Annotated in this window: 20 protein-coding genes; 14 read left to right on the top strand and 6 right to left on the bottom strand. The window is 47.7% G+C overall.

Annotated elements, in window-relative coordinates:
- Nucleotides 1–54 precede the first annotated feature (54 nt).
- From AC14M5_RS08430 to AC14M5_RS08415, 4 genes are all read right to left on the bottom strand, one after another.
- Nucleotides 55–288, bottom strand: coding sequence for a hypothetical protein (locus tag AC14M5_RS08430; protein ID WP_484029206.1), 234 nt, complete (start codon nt 286–288; stop codon nt 55–57).
- A 208-nt stretch (nt 289–496) separates the two neighbouring features.
- Complete coding sequence (locus tag AC14M5_RS08425) at nt 497–1,939, bottom strand: B12-binding domain-containing radical SAM protein (RefSeq protein ID WP_484029205.1); 1,443 nt, start codon at nt 1,937–1,939, stop codon at nt 497–499.
- 256 nt (nt 1,940–2,195) lie between these two features.
- Nucleotides 2,196–2,471, bottom strand: a complete 276-nt coding sequence (locus tag AC14M5_RS08420; RefSeq protein WP_484029204.1) for a DUF2442 domain-containing protein — start codon at nt 2,469–2,471, stop codon at nt 2,196–2,198.
- Nucleotides 2,472–2,476: 5 nt separating this feature from the next.
- A complete protein-coding gene (locus tag AC14M5_RS08415; RefSeq protein WP_484029203.1) occupies nt 2,477–2,737 on the bottom strand; it encodes a DUF4160 domain-containing protein in 261 nt (86 codons plus the stop codon).
- Nucleotides 2,738–3,011: 274 nt separating this feature from the next.
- Between AC14M5_RS08415 and AC14M5_RS08410 the strand changes: the two genes are divergently transcribed.
- Both AC14M5_RS08410 and AC14M5_RS08405 read left to right on the top strand, forming a co-directional pair.
- Nucleotides 3,012–3,704, top strand: coding sequence for a DUF2171 domain-containing protein (locus AC14M5_RS08410; protein WP_484029202.1), 693 nt, complete (start codon nt 3,012–3,014; stop codon nt 3,702–3,704).
- A 123-nt stretch (nt 3,705–3,827) separates the two neighbouring features.
- Nucleotides 3,828–4,031 (top strand): Prokaryotic metallothionein, encoded by a 204-nt coding sequence (locus AC14M5_RS08405; protein ID WP_484029209.1) that lies wholly within the window; start codon nt 3,828–3,830, stop codon nt 4,029–4,031.
- 87 nt (nt 4,032–4,118) lie between these two features.
- On the opposite strand, the gene AC14M5_RS08400 is transcribed toward AC14M5_RS08405, so the two are convergent.
- Nucleotides 4,119–4,523 (bottom strand): STAS domain-containing protein, encoded by a 405-nt coding sequence (locus AC14M5_RS08400; RefSeq protein WP_484029201.1) that lies wholly within the window; start codon nt 4,521–4,523, stop codon nt 4,119–4,121.
- Between the two features lie 574 nt (nt 4,524–5,097).
- On the opposite strand from AC14M5_RS08400, the gene AC14M5_RS08395 reads away from it, so the two are divergent.
- The 6 genes from AC14M5_RS08395 (at nt 5,098) to AC14M5_RS08370 (ending at nt 8,714) form a co-directional block, all read left to right on the top strand.
- Entirely contained in the window at nt 5,098–5,769 is a 672-nt protein-coding gene (locus AC14M5_RS08395; RefSeq protein ID WP_484029200.1) for a hypothetical protein, read from the top strand.
- The gene (locus tag AC14M5_RS08390; protein ID WP_484029199.1) at nt 5,766–6,062 is read left to right on the top strand and encodes a hypothetical protein; all 297 of its coding nucleotides are present in this window, start codon (nt 5,766–5,768) and stop codon (nt 6,060–6,062) included. Before AC14M5_RS08395 ends, AC14M5_RS08390 begins: the two co-directional genes overlap by 4 nt.
- Before the next feature lie 320 nt (nt 6,063–6,382).
- The gene (locus AC14M5_RS08385; RefSeq protein ID WP_484029198.1) at nt 6,383–6,814 is read left to right on the top strand and encodes a CBS domain-containing protein; all 432 of its coding nucleotides are present in this window, start codon (nt 6,383–6,385) and stop codon (nt 6,812–6,814) included.
- A 371-nt stretch (nt 6,815–7,185) separates the two neighbouring features.
- A complete protein-coding gene (locus tag AC14M5_RS08380; RefSeq protein WP_484029197.1) occupies nt 7,186–7,851 on the top strand; it encodes a PRC-barrel domain-containing protein in 666 nt (221 codons plus the stop codon).
- Nucleotides 7,852–8,007: 156 nt separating this feature from the next.
- On the top strand, nt 8,008–8,295 hold the full coding sequence (locus AC14M5_RS08375; protein WP_484029208.1) for a hypothetical protein: 288 nt from the start codon (nt 8,008–8,010) through the stop codon (nt 8,293–8,295).
- On the top strand, nt 8,292–8,714 hold the full coding sequence (locus AC14M5_RS08370) for a CBS domain-containing protein (RefSeq protein WP_484029196.1): 423 nt from the start codon (nt 8,292–8,294) through the stop codon (nt 8,712–8,714). The genes AC14M5_RS08375 and AC14M5_RS08370 overlap by 4 nt, the downstream gene beginning before the upstream one ends.
- Nucleotides 8,715–9,028: 314 nt before the next feature.
- On the opposite strand, the gene AC14M5_RS08365 is transcribed toward AC14M5_RS08370, so the two are convergent.
- Nucleotides 9,029–9,697 (bottom strand): hypothetical protein, encoded by a 669-nt coding sequence (locus AC14M5_RS08365; protein ID WP_484029195.1) that lies wholly within the window; start codon nt 9,695–9,697, stop codon nt 9,029–9,031.
- A gap of 202 nt (nt 9,698–9,899) precedes the next feature.
- Here AC14M5_RS08365 and AC14M5_RS08360 point away from each other — a divergent pair, with 202 nt between their 5' ends.
- The 6 genes from AC14M5_RS08360 to AC14M5_RS08335 all read left to right on the top strand — a co-directional run.
- The gene (locus AC14M5_RS08360) at nt 9,900–10,841 is read left to right on the top strand and encodes a metallophosphoesterase family protein (RefSeq protein ID WP_484029194.1); all 942 of its coding nucleotides are present in this window, start codon (nt 9,900–9,902) and stop codon (nt 10,839–10,841) included.
- Nucleotides 10,842–10,962: 121 nt separating this feature from the next.
- Nucleotides 10,963–12,588, top strand: coding sequence for an amino acid permease (locus AC14M5_RS08355; protein WP_484029193.1), 1,626 nt, complete (start codon nt 10,963–10,965; stop codon nt 12,586–12,588).
- A gap of 59 nt (nt 12,589–12,647) precedes the next feature.
- A complete protein-coding gene (locus AC14M5_RS08350; protein WP_484029192.1) occupies nt 12,648–13,403 on the top strand; it encodes a hypothetical protein in 756 nt (251 codons plus the stop codon).
- Nucleotides 13,400–13,576: a hypothetical protein gene (locus AC14M5_RS08345; RefSeq protein WP_484029191.1), complete on the top strand. Its 177-nt coding sequence runs from the start codon at nt 13,400–13,402 to the stop codon at nt 13,574–13,576. The genes AC14M5_RS08350 and AC14M5_RS08345 overlap by 4 nt, the downstream gene beginning before the upstream one ends.
- Complete coding sequence (locus AC14M5_RS08340) at nt 13,573–14,403, top strand: hypothetical protein (protein ID WP_484029190.1); 831 nt, start codon at nt 13,573–13,575, stop codon at nt 14,401–14,403. Before AC14M5_RS08345 ends, AC14M5_RS08340 begins: the two co-directional genes overlap by 4 nt.
- A gap of 152 nt (nt 14,404–14,555) precedes the next feature.
- Nucleotides 14,556–14,724 (top strand): NADH-quinone oxidoreductase subunit A (locus tag AC14M5_RS08335; RefSeq protein WP_484029207.1); only part of this gene is annotated, 169 nt, incomplete at its 3' end.

The following is a 14,724-nucleotide window of genomic DNA, read 5'->3' as shown; positions in this document are numbered from 1 at the left end:
TAGCGAGTGGCGTATCGAAACCACCATTCTTGCAGGAAATTCTATGTTTGCATGTCACTTGTTGGTTTCGATACGGGCGAGAAAAGCACTCGCCCTACTCAACCAACGGATTACTTTACTTTTTAGTGCTGCTTCTATCTCCGCCAGCGTTTCCTGCGCGTACTGCAAATCTGGATGACGCAGGCGCGTGAAAATCTCGACAGCGCGGCGGGACAGGGATAAGGCTTCTTCGAGCAGATCACGTTTTGAACGTGACTTGTCATCTTTATTCTCTTTGTCACGCTTCAAGCGTGACCTTTGATGCGAAACGATTCGGGGGGATAGATGGATAATAGACTCCTTTGGGATGCCAAAACTGTAGACGCATGAGAGTCTGTGGGAATGGTCATCTGACCTGTTTTGCCCTGCATTTGTCATTTGTCGGTAAAGAATGTGGGAATTCGGTGCTTTGTATATATCAGACATCCGAAGTCTTTAAGACTTCGGATGTCCATGGCTATAGAGTATGTTTCCGATTGAGAGGTGTTTGTTTTGATATTGCAGAATTAGCGTCGATCCGACCATCTCTGTTTATGAAATTTGATGGAAAGCCTTGTAAGGTTTTTTCTAGAACGGGTAGCAACGTTGTAACTCTTTTCGCACGAATGACCCAATCCCACATCGGTTCGAATTTTTTCCATCCGCCAGCATACGCGATGTGCCTAAGTTGATTCGTAAATCCATCATGTGCCTTTGATGCTTGGATAATATTGCTCCAAAGATAAAACTCACTATAGGCCCGCCAATATCCTCTTTCCAGTGCCTCAGGAGTAAGGCGCTTCGGCCTGAAAACTGTGTGCCTTGTGTCAAATAGATCCCAATTGGACGATGTAAGACGCCCTTCTGCCTCCATTCTTTTATATAGCGCAGTGGATGGATAGGGGGTCAATATATGAAAGGTGGCGGTTTCAATACCTTGCTCGATGGCCCAATCCACAGTTCTGTCGAAGACGCTCTCGTCATCATCGTCCATTCCGAACACAAAGCTGGCATTGACCATAACTCCAAGATCGTGTAATCGTTTGATGGCAGTGGAATAATCCCGATTGAGATTTTGGTATTTATGCTGTTGTATAAGATTGGTTGGATTAAGTGTTTCAAAACCGACAAATAGACTTCGCAGTCCGCTGGCAACGGCTTTTTCGAGTAAGCCAGATTTGAGGACAGATTGAACCGTGCCCGCCGCCTGCCATAGCCGCCCCATGCCGATCATTCCATCAAAAAGATCGCCTGCAAAGTGAGGATTTCCAAACAGGTGATCATCGAGAAAATACAGATGTTTTCCAGGGAGTTCTTCAATCTCGTTCAAGGCTCGGTCAACGGTTAATGTGTAAAAGGATTTTCCTCCTTCAAAGAATGCCTCCTTATAACAAAAATCGCAGACATGGGGACAGCCACGGGAAACCACGATGGAGTTTGGGACGAGATATAGATTTCGTTTGATCAGATCACGCCGAGGCAGCGGAAGATTTGCCAATGTGCGGTTTGTCGAGTTATATCTTTTGTGTGGACGGTTTGCGCGAAAATCCAACAGGAATTCGGGCCAGATATCTTCGCCTGGACCAGTGAATATTGTATCTGCATGCCTGGCAGCCTCCTCTGGAAGGGATGTGACGTGAAGACCACCAAGACAAATATATGCTCCCTTCGCACGATAATGGTTAGCAATTTCGTACGCTCGATACGCTGATGTGATGTAGACTTGAATGATAACAATATCTGGTTCGTCTGTTAGATCGAGGGTTTCAACATGTTCATCCTGCAACGTGACCTCATCATTTGGGTCTAAGTAAGATGCTAGTGTTGCGAGTCCAAGCGGGGGAAATAGTGAATATTTTATCGGCCTAAAGAATGGACTTTTTGCTTCCGTAAGCGCAGGCAGGATCAATTTTACCTTCATGGGATTTTCTCCTTTGACTTATAAAATACAACTTTCATCAGACAGATGAAAGTTTCTCATATCATATGTTTCAAATTCTGACTGAAGTCTGTCAAAGGATGTCAATTACTCTCCATCTGTCTGTGCAGCTTTACGATGTTCGATCAAGTCAAGGTAGGTGGAGGAGAGAAAGACTTTCATGGTGTTGGCCCTCTTTGGTTGGTGTTTTACCTAACTTAAATCCCCGAGTTCTTCAAGAACTCGGGGATTTTATGGGTTAGCCTGAGATGGATGTTGGAATTTTAATTTCTTCGCCCGTCACCATACTGTACAACACATCAGGATCAAGGTCAGCGCCGTTGGGCCAGAAGATAGTTCCCCATTCGGGGTTGACGTCCACTTTGGCGAAGAAAGTTTCGTCCTTCAGCGGCTCGAATACGCCCCTGAATTTGATCAGTTTGCGAATGTCCACTTCACCTTTTGCACCGTCTTCAAATTCCAAATGCAGGTGAAAGTCTTTTAACGGTTTGACTTTTACAATATCTTTTAGCATAGGGTTTACTCCAACGGGTCAATCTTATTTGGGGGAGTCTCATTTTGTACCAGTTTCCAATCTTCGCGCAGTTCATTTTGGTGTTCCATTGCCCATTCTGCTACAAGCCCAAAAACGCGAGCGGGTAGTTTGCCGTTCAAAATGGAAATGCCCTCAATGGTCACTTGCGCTTTGCTGTCTCCATATCTAACATGGAAATGCGGCGGTTGATGATCGCTATAGTACATAGTGATGATAATACCGAAGAAACGGGAAATTTCTGGCATCGATGTTTACCTTTTAAAGCAATTATACACCCCGTTAATTTACATGAAGCGCAGCTTTGCGGTGTTCGATGAGGTCGAGGTAGATCATCCTGACGCTTACATTGGTTAATTTCTAAACCTGAGCTAACGCGGGCTTAATGTCACACTTAGGGAGAAAAACCTACAATTAAATGATAAGGTCTCAATGCAATAACAAACTGGGATTGTTGCGTCTCGCAGTTTCATAATCAACGCTGAACAATAGGTACTTTCCGTGAAAGAAAGGAAGATCGCAATGAAAACAAAAATCAAACTTCAAAAGGATGCGAATGTGATTGCCGCAAGCGGTGAATTGGTTGGTCACCTGGATAGAGTGGTGCTGAACCCTGAAACGAAGGTCATCACCCAAATCGTGATTTGTAACGGCAATCTCCCGGTCAAGGACAAGGAACATGAGCGGGTGGTACCGATCACCTTTATTGCTGGCACAACGGATAATGAGATCACCCTTCGAGAAGACGCAGGCGATCTGGAGTCCTTTTCTATTTTCGAGGAGAAACTTCCCGTGGATGCCAGTGATTACGCAGATGTGCCGCCTGCCATCAATGACCAATTCAATGACCCATTGGCTGCAACTCTTCGCCCGCCTATACCTGCAGCTGCCATGCCAGTACCCCGCACGACCCCCGGCCAGGAGTTGATCCCTCCGGATCAGCAGAACATACGGCAGGGAACAGTCGCCATGAAAGAGAAAGAGGGCGCCAAAGTCATTGATCTAGATGGAGAAGAGATAGGTATTGTGGAACGAGTCCTTGCCGACCCTGTGCTGCATCGCGCCACAGATTTGCTTGTTTCCAGAGGATTACTTATGAAACAGGCAAAACTCATCCCCGCCGATTGGGTGAAGATGTTTGACCAGGAAAAAATTCACTTGCGAGTGAAAAAAGATTCAGTTGAAAAATTGGAAGACTTTCATGTTGACGAATAGGAAATTTTCACACCAATGAACATAATAAAAGATCTGGAACATAGGAAGTCTACTGAGACCCAGAGAGAGCAAAGGGTCTGTGAAGTCTGTGGTAACCAGTACGACAAATGCTTCGAGGTGCGGATGGATGGCGGCGATGTGCATATCTTTGACAGTTTCGAGTGCGCTATACATGCTCTCGCACCCACCTGCGCCCATTGCGGTTGCCGTATTCTCGGGCATGGGATCAAAGCTGATGATGTCTTCTATTGCTCTACGCATTGTGCCAACCAGCATGGAGGCCATGGCATGGAAGAACGCCATGATGTGTACAGGAATAAGGTATAAGGCTCAAATAATAAAGCCGATAAAAATATGACTCACCCCGAAATTAATCATTCGGGGTGAGTTTGTTTTAAAAGTGGAATGGGATGCTTAGAAAGATGCGATGGCTGTTTTCAGATTGTCGTAGTCTTCAATATACATATCAAAGCCGGTTGTCGTAAAAACCGCTCTTGTATCGCTCGAGAGATTTACGAGTTTTAGGTAAGGGGATTTATAGGAACCAGCGTTGATGCCTTTTTTCATATCTTCTTCACTTAGGTTGGCATCCGGGTGAACGGCGTTTAGGTCCTTGAACATTTGATGGATAACGCGGAAGCCTGCGCTGCTGACGTAGGGTGTATGCGCCAGATCGACAAGAATGTACCGCGCACCGCCTTCGATCACTTCCTTCGCTTTTTTAAGGAATTCATTGCTGGTGGCCGCATCAAGATTGCCGTCAAGGTGAATGACAGTAACAGGCACGCGCGCATTTTCGGTTGATACTTTGATTTCCATGAGATCTCCTTTTTGATGACCAATGATGACTGCCCATATTATACAGGCTTGATGGCAGGAATCAAAATTTAATTTAACGCAAGTTGCCACCATATTCCCACTGTGTCATGCTGAGGGGCGTTCTTCGCCCCGAAGCATCTCTGACACCATGAACAGAGACCCTTCAGTCGCGGAAAACACGCTCCCTCAGGGTGACACGTTTCTTAGTATTTCAAGGCAGCAACTTAGGTTAATTTATCTTTAACTCCCTCACAACCCAGGCTTAACTCATACTGTCAATTCGCTTGCATCGTAGTGGTTGATAGTTGGGGGTACGTATATACGAATTTGCATCTTCCAGCCAGCCTAATTTTTCTAATTCTGAGACTCTTAATATAGATTTCTTAATCTGTGCTCACTGCTGATTAATATCATACTCAGGGTTCGCATTTTACAATGAATAGACGAGGGTTGCATCATCGCAGAACACTGCGATGAACTGATTCATGTTATGCGGCCTTCGATACGAATCTCTTGCGTTCATGAGAGTGTCTGCTAGTTTGTTCACTCTCACCGCAAAGAAAGGAATATCACCATGGAAACAAAGAACCAACTTCAAAGAAATGCGAATGTCATTGCTGCATATGGTCAGCCGGTTGGGTATCTTAACCGCGTCGTGCTGGACCCCGAAACCAGGGTGGTAACTGATATCGTGATCCAAACCGGTACCCTCTTCAACAGGGAAGATAGGGTCGTCCCGATCGCATTTGTCGCTGAGGCAAATGGAGATGAAATCCTTCTTCGTGAAGAAGCAGATGAGTTGGAGGCTTTTCCTCCTTTTGAAGAGGAACAGATTGTAGAGGCTGAAGATGATGGCGAAGTTTCGCTTGATGAGAATATTCAGCCTGCATCCTATGGCTCTCCAGTATTTGGAATACCCTCACAGGCCACCATCGGCGAAAAATTTTCGACCAGGATCAATCAAAACATCCCGCAAGGAACGGTTGCGATGAAAGAAGGTGCCAAAGTCATGAGTGTTGATGAGAAGCATGTTGGCAATGTGGAGCGTGTTTTCACCAGGACCCCAAGGCAGCAGATGACCCATCTGCTCATCTCGGTAGGCGGCATGTTCAATAAAAGTATGAAGCTCATACCTATGTTCTGGGTCAAGGATATGAATGAAGAGCAGGTTGAGCTTAAAGTCGAAAAAGTTGCGGTCGATGCATTGGCCGATGTCTCAAGCTCAGATAAGGAGGTAGTCAAATGACTCAACTACAAACCAGTGGCCAGACTCGTCAGAAACCAGGCAGCACTGGAAAAGGAAACTACTACCACGTTGAAGTACTTCCAAAGACGGGTTTTATCACTTTTCGCACACAGGATGTGGGCAAGCGCGGCCATATCCAAAGAGTGGCTGGCAAACGCGCGAGCGGTTCCTGGGCTACTGTCAAATGGCTGATAGCCAAAGATGATGCCCACGTTCGTGGTGATCGACTCGTCCCTGATACGAAAGGCGCCAGAGATGTAATCAAGCATTGGGTGTACAGCCGGTCCATGTGAGCGGAGATCGGTTTAAAGCCAAGCCGCCTACAGATGGAACCAAGCGTCCGCAGCAAACCCCAGCTCAACTGCGGGCGCGCCGCGAAAACATCAAAAAGGCACAAACTGCCCGGCATAAATAATCCAAGTGCCTACCTTGTATAAAAAGAGCGTGTCACCCTCCCGAAGGACATCGGGACGATGTGAGGGAGTGCGTTCTCCGCGACCGAAGGGTCTGCGTTTATAGCGTTAAAGATGCTTCGGGGCGAAGTGTGCCTTCAGCATGACACAACGAGAGTAGGGTAGTAGCTTAGGTTAAATAAACAAAAAAGGAGTTCGATATGAAAAAACTAAAAGAGATCATGACTCGTGAAGTTGAGACCATTAGCCCGCAGGATTCCCTGCAAACCGCGGCCCGTAAAATGCGTGACAATGATATAGGCATTCTGCCTGTATGTGATGGTGATCGTCTACTCGGTGTAGTGAGTGACCGCGATCTTGCCATTCGCGCATTGGCTGAAGGGAAAAACCCGAACGCAACCATCAGCAATGATCTGATGACCTCCCCCGTGATGTGCTGTTACGAAGACCAGGACATCCGTGAAGCCGCCAAGGTGATGGAAGATAATCAGATTCGTCGGTTGGTCGTTTTGAATCGCGATAAACGTATGGTCGGTGTCGTCTCATTGGGCGACGTGGCGACGAATGGCACAAAGACTCTTTCAGGCGAAATCTTGCAGAGCGTCTCTGAGCCTGCTGTTCCTGAGCTATAGTTTGTCTCTGCGTGTTTGCTCAATATAAATGAATGTGGTCTGTGGGAACACAGACCACATTCATCCACGCACATTCTTATTGGGGACATATATGCGGTTTCAAACTTTTAAAAACGCTTGTTTTTCCAAGTATGAGACTATTAATAAAAGTTTCTTAATTTGTGCTAACTGATCGTTAATACCATACTCAGGAGTCGCACTCTACAATGAAGTAACAAGGGCTGCAGGGCTCTTTGACTCTTGAAGTTTAGCACGCTTCTACAACGCGAGGAAATGCTGCGCTTCATGCGATCTTGAAGCTGATTCTCGCATCCGTGAGGGTGAGCAGCATCTGATGTCTTCGCTCTCGCGGCAAGGAAAGGAAAATAACCATGGAAACAAAAAAGATACAACTTCAAAAGAACGCCAATGTTTTCGCCGCGAACGGTCAACAGCTTGGGCATATAGAGCGGGTGGTGATGAATCCTGATACCAAGGTGATCACCGACATCGTAGTCAACACGGGCAATCTCTTTAATAAGGAAGACAGGGTTGTACCCATCGATTTTGTCGTTGCCACTACTGAAGACAAAATCGTGCTTCGGGAGGATGCTGGAAACCTGGATGCTTTTCTTCCTTACGAAGAGAGGCGTGTGGTTGCGGAAAAGACAGCTGATATAGACGAGCCGCTTTCGCTTGAGAACGCACCTCGGCCTGTAAATTACGGATTTCCTGAAGCAGGCCCGCATATGGTCAACCCGCCCAGCGAACAATATGTGACTCGGGTCGAACATAACATCCCGGAAGGGACTGTCGCCCTGAAAGAAGGCGCCAAGGTTATTACTTCCGAAGGGAAGAATGTCGGCCATGTGGAACGCATCGTTGCTGATTCCCCGGTAGATCAAATCACGCACCTGGTTGTTTCCAAAGGCATACTGCCAAAGGAAACAAAACTCATCCCCATCAATTGGGTGAAGTACGTGCGCGAAGAAGAGGTTCATCTTCGAGTGAAGAAAGCCTCAGTTGAAGAACTGAAAGATTATCCCCTCGCCGGGTGACGAGACCTCTGCGATAGACGAACTACGTCCTCCCGAAGACATCGGGACGATGTGAGCGGAGCGACGATTGCAAGCTGAGGAGTGCAGTCGAAGGACATTGGGCATAAAGTAATTTAACAAAAAAGAATTGAGGACATCATGCAAACTGCAAAGGATATGATTTCGAACCTTTTAGGTGGTAAAGAGCATACTGCTACATGCGAAGTATGCGGAAACGAATACGATAAATGCATGGAGATACGATTGAATGGAGAGACCCATGTGTTTGACAGTTTTGAATGTGCTATGCACGCGCTAGCGCCAAGATGTGCCCATTGCGGTTGTCAGATCGTAGGCCATGGCATGGAAGCCGATGGTGTCTTCTATTGCTGCGCTCACTGCGCCAGCCAGATCGGTGTCCACAGTTTTGAAGATCGTCTGGAAACAGAAAGGAGCACGGCATGAAACTCAAAGAGATCATGACCAATCGAGTAGAGACCATTCGGGTGACCGACACTGTGCAAACCGCAGCCAGAAAAATGCGAGATGCAGATATAGGTTTCCTGCCGGTCTTTGATGATGATCAGTTGGTGGGCGTCATAAGTGATCGTGACATTGTAGTGCGCGCGATTGCTGAAGGGGTGGACCCAAAAACAATGATTGGCCGTGAATTGGCAACCACCCCTGCCATCTGCTGCTTCGATGACCAAGATGTTAAGGAAGCGGCCCGCCTCATGCACGATAACCAGATTCGACGAATCCTGGTGCTAAATCCGCGAGATCGGAGCGTGGTGGGAGTTGTTGCATTAAGTGACCTGGCATTGAATACCGATGGCAAATTAACTGGTAAAGTATTGCAAAGCGTGTTCGAGCCGGTCGGCTAGCTTCCACTGAGTGACGCGATAGCCGTTGTAATAACTAAAAACATATAGTCCTTGCACTGCATGAAAATTGCAGTGCAAGGACTATATATCTAATGCAAGTTGCTACCTTTACTTCTTGAGCTGCTTTTAATCAAGATTCTTAACGCAAAGTCGCCGCGGCGCAAAGATTCTATTGTTTTTTCCCTTGCAACTCTGCGTCTCTTCAGCACTGCTTCGTACTGCGAAACATGTGTGCGTTAAAACTTGCGAAAATTCCGCAAGATAGCAACTTTGCTTGTGTTTAAATTCGGTGAGGCGGTTAACGAGCTGCTGTACTACCCCCTGAAATACGGGTCAAATAAATATTTCTCCATATCCTCCAGGCTGATGGCTTTGTTCTCAGCAGGGATGAAGACTGTCTCATCTCTCATGCAATAATAGAGTTGATCCCAGCGATTCTTTGCGGCTTGCCAGCGGGGCATCTCATCACGATCCCAAATTGCTTTTTTATCCTTGTAATTCTTCAAGTCACGGTCGAAGCGCCGTTTTACCTTTATGCCAAGCCAAATCAAAAGAGCCAGGCCGCCTACAATTACACAAAGTGTGGGTAGGCCAATAACAAAAACTGATATCAACCATGTGGGAAGGCCCTGAATGCTGGGAATGAGGGTTGAGGCAGTACCTGCGAGCGGGAGAAGGAATGTAAAGGGAACAATTGCAATGGGACACAAGGCGGTGAATACTACGAAGGCTATAAATCCGCCGATCCCATACCATAAACCTGGGTGTGTTGGCTGCGCGGGTTGAGGAGGTGGCTTGAGTTTAAGTCCCAACTGCGTATGTGCCTCATGGCGTTCCTGATAAGACGTAGTGTGCCCATCTGAATCGGTGCTGGTGCGAGTCTCGTACCATTCCTTTGTGTTGAGGCCGTAAGTGCTGGTCACTTTTTGAACCTGGTCGGTCTGTTTGCATTTGGGGCAGATGGGCAATGCAGGTGTACTCATAATTGATTCCTTATATGGTTATGATGAATCTCAACACTGCCGATTCTACAACCAAAACATCACATGTGAGAAGGTGGCAGCGAGTATCAGAGAACCGCGCAGAAAGTGTTTGCTTTCCCATTTGCGGCGGGTATAATTGGCTAATCTTACCGCACCACCTCTGCACCTCTTCAAGGCATAGCCCAGAATAAAGGATTTGCATGTGACTACAATCTTCTTTGCAACAGATATACACGGGTCGGATATTTGCTGGAGCAAGTTTTTGAATGCGGGGAAGTTCTACGGCGCGGATCAGTTAATCCTCGGCGGCGACATGACAGGCAAGGCCGTTGTCCCGTTTGTGCACCAGGGTGGAAATAACTATCGCATCACTTTACTTGAACAAGTGTTTGATACTACAAATGACGATGAATTGCAGGATATTGTCAAACGCGTCCGCAGCCGCGGCTATTATCCCTACATGACCACACCCGATGAAATTACTGAATTGGAAAAAGACCCTGAGCGCGTCAGCAAGATATTCTTGCAGGAAGTGCTCAAGGTCGTTCAACAATGGATGGATCTGGCTGATAAAAAACTCGAAGGCACAGACATGAAGCTGTATTGCTGCCCAGGCAATGACGATATGGATGAAGTGGATGAGATCGTTCGCGCGAGCCGAAGCGTGGTCCTGGCCGAGGGGCAGGTGACTACCCTCAAGAGTGGTCACGAGATGATCGCCTCAGGCTGGAGCAACCGAACCCCCTGGGATACGCACCGTGAAGAGGACGAGAACCAGCTCAAAGTCAGGTATGAAGCGATGACTTCCCAATTGAAAGACCCGCATAATGCCATCTTCAATATCCACGTGCCGCCCTATAAATCCAATCTTGATGAGGCAGCTGAGCTGGATGAAAACCTGAGGCCCAAAATGGCGGGGCAGGCGTTGAAGCCCGTCGGCTCCACCGCCTTGCGAGAATCAATTGAAGAGATGCAGCCCCTGCTTGGCCTGCACGGACATATTCACGAAGGCCGAGGCGTTTCGCGCATTGGAAAGACTCTTTGCATCAACCCAGGCTCCATGTATGAGCAGGGAACTTTGCTTGGCACAATTGTGAGACTCGGAAAGAAGAAGGTTGAAGATTACGTTCTGACGACGGGTTAGTCTCTTCTCGTCATTGCGAGCGCAGGTTGCGAAGCAATCTCCATCCTGGCGGGGATTGCTTCGGCGAAAGAACATCGCCTCGCAATGACGGGGAGTAAACACAACAAAAGAGGAGAATGTTATGAGCAACTTGTTTGTCCGTAAGGCGACCGGCCTGGTTCGTTCATGGTCGGTCATGGACGCGTTCATTTACGCGTTGTTTTCCATCAACCTGATCACCCTGGGTCTGTACAGCTTCAGCCAGATGTACTACTTCGAGGGCGGCATGGTCAATGCGCTGATCATCAGCGCAATCTTCATCTTCTTTGAAGTCATTGTGTATGCCGCGTTGATTGCCGTCATGCCCCGTTCGGGCGGCGATTATGTGTGGCAGAGCCGAATTCTTGGCGGTGCAGTCGGCTTCATCCTTGCAGTCACAGGCTGGTGGTTCATTTTGTGGCTGTGGGTTCCGTTGTACGGTGATATGTTCCGTCACATTGTGCTTGTTCCATTGCTTGGGGTGTTTGGGGCAAAAGACCTTGCGTTATGGTTCGCGGGCACGCAGATCGGGTCGTTCACTGCTTCGCTCATTACACTTGCCATTGTCAGCATTTTCATTATGCTGGGCATGAAGACCTATGCGCGCATTCAAAAGTTCTCCTTCTACGGCGGCATGTTGGGGCTGCTCATCGTAATCGTATTGCTGCTGATGGGAACACCTGAAACCTTCAAAGCAGGTTTGGAAGCGAACGCAACTTCCATGTTTGGCGCCACACCCGGCGTGTATGATTCGACAGTAGCATTGGGAACCGAGGCGGGTGCGATCACACCCTTCAGTGGGGGCTCACTGGCTATTGTCTTCCTCGTGATTCCCTACATGGTCTTCTTCAATTTATGGCCTAACTGGGGTGCGACACTATATGGAGAAGTTCGCGGTGCGACTGATTTCAAACGCAATGTAGCTGGGATGGGTTGGGCACTTGGGATTACAACCGTGCTTGGCATCATATTGCTATTTGCCATTCGCAAAACAATCGGCTGGGACTTTTACGTTCAAGCCGGTGGTGCCTGGTGGAATTATGTTTGGGGATACACCACAACAGCACCTGCGCTTCCTGTCTGGCCGTATCCTGCCATGTTAGCAGCGTTCCTCACCACAAATAAATTTGTACAATTCCTCGTCGTTGCTTTAATGAGCTTGTGGTGGTTTGGCTGGAGCGGGACCGTCTTCCTTTCCTCCACGCGCGTTATCTTTGCCGCCGCCTTTGACCGTCTGCTCCCTGAGTCCGTGGCGAAATTGGATGAACGTACAGGCACACCGGTCAACGCGCTGCTGCTGATGGTTGTTCCATCCATCGTGGTTGCGTATCTATTTGCGTTCAATATCGCCAGTTTCCAAACACTGACGTTGTGCTCCACGCTGGTCATTGCGGTCACATTCCTCGGCACCACAATTTCTGCCATTGTGCTTCCGTATACCAAGCCTGACCTGTATAAGGCATCGCCCATTGCCAAATACAATGTGCTTGGCTTACCTTTGATCTCTGTCGCAGGTGTCATCTTTGGCGGCTTCCTGGTTTACCTGCTCTATCAATGGATCATCGACCCCAATGCTTTGTATGGCATTGGAATCAAAAATACCAGCTCGGTCTATTTCATGCTCGGCAATTATGTGCTGGCTGCCGTAATTTATTTCGGCTTCAAGGCTTATCGCAAGAGCAAGGGTATTGACCTGAACAAAGTGCAGGCTGAAATTCCAGTTGAGTAACTAGAAAGACCTGACAGGTTTTCGAAAACCTGTCAGGTCTGTTTTATTAAGGTGAACGGATGGCAATCACCTCACAAGTGATCCTGGCAGAAATGAATCGCCTCGTAAGTGCGGCGGAGGCAAAGAATATCCAGATCCGTGCAATCGGCGGGCTGGCTGTACAGGCGCACAATAAAAAGAATCATCCCTTGTTCACCCGTGAATTTGCCGACCTCGATTTTGTGGTTGCCAAAAAACAGCGCCGCGAATTCGAAGCCTTCATGCCCGAGGTGGGATACAGTCCCGATAAGCAATTTAATATCCTCAATGGCGCAACCAGGCAGATTTATTTTGACGACAAAACCGAAATGAAGATCGATATCTTTGTCGGTGATTTTGAAATGTGCCACAAGATTCCCCTGGAAGACCGCCTCACCGCTGACCCCGTCACCATTCCGCTGGCGGAGTTGTTGCTATCCAAGGCGCAGATCATCGAGCTTAACCGTAAAGACGCACTTGATATTGCGTCCATTTTGTTGAATAATGAAACTGGCAGCGATGATTGCGAGACGATCAACTTGCAAATCCTAGCCCAACTATGCAGCCAGGATTGGGGCTTGTATAAAACCACATCCATTAATTTGCAGCGTGTGGCAGATTTGGTCAGCGGGAATGATATAAGCCTCACGCCGGATGAACGCGAACTCATTGTGAGCCGCGTCCATACCATTCAGAAAACATTTGCAGAAATGCAGAAACCAATTGCATGGCAACTGCGTGACCGCGTGGGTACGCGCGTGAAGTGGTACATTGAAGTAGAAGAAGTGGATTTATGAACAAACGCCTTCGCCTTATTCTCGCTATTATTTTTCTCACGATTTCAATTTCCCTGTTGCTTTGGGGATATCTTCCCAACCCGCATGTGACGAACGACCGCACCATCTCACCTGCTGAAATGCAACTGCCGACACCCTCCTCGCTTCATTATTACCCTTTGGCTATCTCGTGATCAACCGGCCTTTTTCTCCCCGTAATATTTCCATCGTCGTCTCCGCGTTGACGATCATATTTGTTTCGGTTGCGTGTGGTGGCGCACCATCAACTGCTGCAACCGATGAACCTGCTGCAACAGAAGCACCAGCCGCTACAGAACCTCCTGCGATGCTAACCTTTGTTGCGCCGCCAGCTACATCAACAGGTGTACCGATCATTATTATCCCAACGCAAATCCCTGGCACACCCATCGTTCAGCCAACTGAAATGGCAGTATTACCTGCCATCCCTGAGACGCGCCGCCTAACGCTGGAGTATCCTCCGAAGATGAAGGCCGGGGTGGAAGGTGACATTATCCGCTTGACGTTGGAGGTGGATGACCTGGGAAATATCACTCCCACCGCAGTAATCGGCGGCAATGTGGTGGCAGGCGATGTGATCGAAATTCCCAATTTATATGAAACACATTTCGTCACTGCTGAGGCACGCATCGATATGGCAGGTATGGAAATTCAGCCATCTGGTTCCACTTACGAGCCGATGAAGCCCGGTCAATCGGTGACTTTTCATTGGAGTGTCCGTCCGCAGGAAACGGGAGTGTTTCGTGGGATCGTCTGGCTGCATTTGATGTTTGTAGACCGTGTCAGCGGCGAAGAAAGCCGAATGGCAGTATCAGCTCAAATCGTCGAGATCGAAGCGGTGGATTTTTTCGGCTTCTCAGTCGACTTCGTGCGGACATCTGGTGTGGTTGGCTCAGTCCTCAGCCTTATCGTCGGCTTTCCATTTTTAGAGGATATTCTCAGGTTCGTGTTCAAGAGGAAAAGAAAAAACAGGAGGAAATAGCCGAAAAAATTTTAGTTGAACTTCGAAAATAAGGTGGGAAAAAATATGACGAATATCACCCAAAAAATTGACATGCTTACTACAGGGGCATTTGTTCTCTATGGTACAATTTGCCCACTTGTTGTAATAAATTTCACGACGGAGTGACTTAAATGAACGAGTGGTTATATGTGGCTCTATTTATTGTTGTCGGGTTGATCATTCCCATCGGTGCGATTGCTGCTGGTTTTATTTTTGGACCCAAGAAACCAAATCCTATTAAACAATCAACCTATGAATGCGGTATCGAGCCTGTAGGTGAAGCCTGGGTACAATTCAAGG

Source organism: Candidatus Villigracilis sp., from assembly GCF_057083605.1.
Note: the sequence above shows the minus strand (reverse complement) of the source record. Positions and strands in the feature narration are given on the sequence as shown.

Bases quoted from the DNA above. Each gene is read 5' to 3' on its own strand.
- AC14M5_RS08425 (WP_484029205.1), bottom strand. From the start codon at position 1,939: ATGAAGGTAAAATTGATCCTGCCTGCGCTTACGGAAGCAAAAAGTCCA.
- AC14M5_RS08420 (WP_484029204.1), bottom strand. From the start codon at position 2,471: ATGCTAAAAGATATTGTAAAAGTCAAACCGTTAAAAGACTTTCACCTG.
- AC14M5_RS08415 (WP_484029203.1), bottom strand. From the start codon at position 2,737: ATGCCAGAAATTTCCCGTTTCTTCGGTATTATCATCACTATGTACTAT.
- AC14M5_RS08410 (WP_484029202.1), top strand. From the start codon at position 3,012: ATGAAAACAAAAATCAAACTTCAAAAGGATGCGAATGTGATTGCCGCA.
- AC14M5_RS08405 (WP_484029209.1), top strand. From the start codon at position 3,828: ATGGATGGCGGCGATGTGCATATCTTTGACAGTTTCGAGTGCGCTATA.
- AC14M5_RS08400 (WP_484029201.1), bottom strand. From the start codon at position 4,523: ATGGAAATCAAAGTATCAACCGAAAATGCGCGCGTGCCTGTTACTGTC.
- AC14M5_RS08395 (WP_484029200.1), top strand. From the start codon at position 5,098: ATGGAAACAAAGAACCAACTTCAAAGAAATGCGAATGTCATTGCTGCA.
- AC14M5_RS08390 (WP_484029199.1), top strand. From the start codon at position 5,766: ATGACTCAACTACAAACCAGTGGCCAGACTCGTCAGAAACCAGGCAGC.
- AC14M5_RS08385 (WP_484029198.1), top strand. From the start codon at position 6,383: ATGAAAAAACTAAAAGAGATCATGACTCGTGAAGTTGAGACCATTAGC.
- AC14M5_RS08380 (WP_484029197.1), top strand. From the start codon at position 7,186: ATGGAAACAAAAAAGATACAACTTCAAAAGAACGCCAATGTTTTCGCC.
- AC14M5_RS08375 (WP_484029208.1), top strand. From the start codon at position 8,008: ATGATTTCGAACCTTTTAGGTGGTAAAGAGCATACTGCTACATGCGAA.
- AC14M5_RS08370 (WP_484029196.1), top strand. From the start codon at position 8,292: ATGAAACTCAAAGAGATCATGACCAATCGAGTAGAGACCATTCGGGTG.
- AC14M5_RS08365 (WP_484029195.1), bottom strand. From the start codon at position 9,697: ATGAGTACACCTGCATTGCCCATCTGCCCCAAATGCAAACAGACCGAC.
- AC14M5_RS08355 (WP_484029193.1), top strand. From the start codon at position 10,963: ATGAGCAACTTGTTTGTCCGTAAGGCGACCGGCCTGGTTCGTTCATGG.
- AC14M5_RS08350 (WP_484029192.1), top strand. From the start codon at position 12,648: ATGGCAATCACCTCACAAGTGATCCTGGCAGAAATGAATCGCCTCGTA.
- AC14M5_RS08345 (WP_484029191.1), top strand. From the start codon at position 13,400: ATGAACAAACGCCTTCGCCTTATTCTCGCTATTATTTTTCTCACGATT.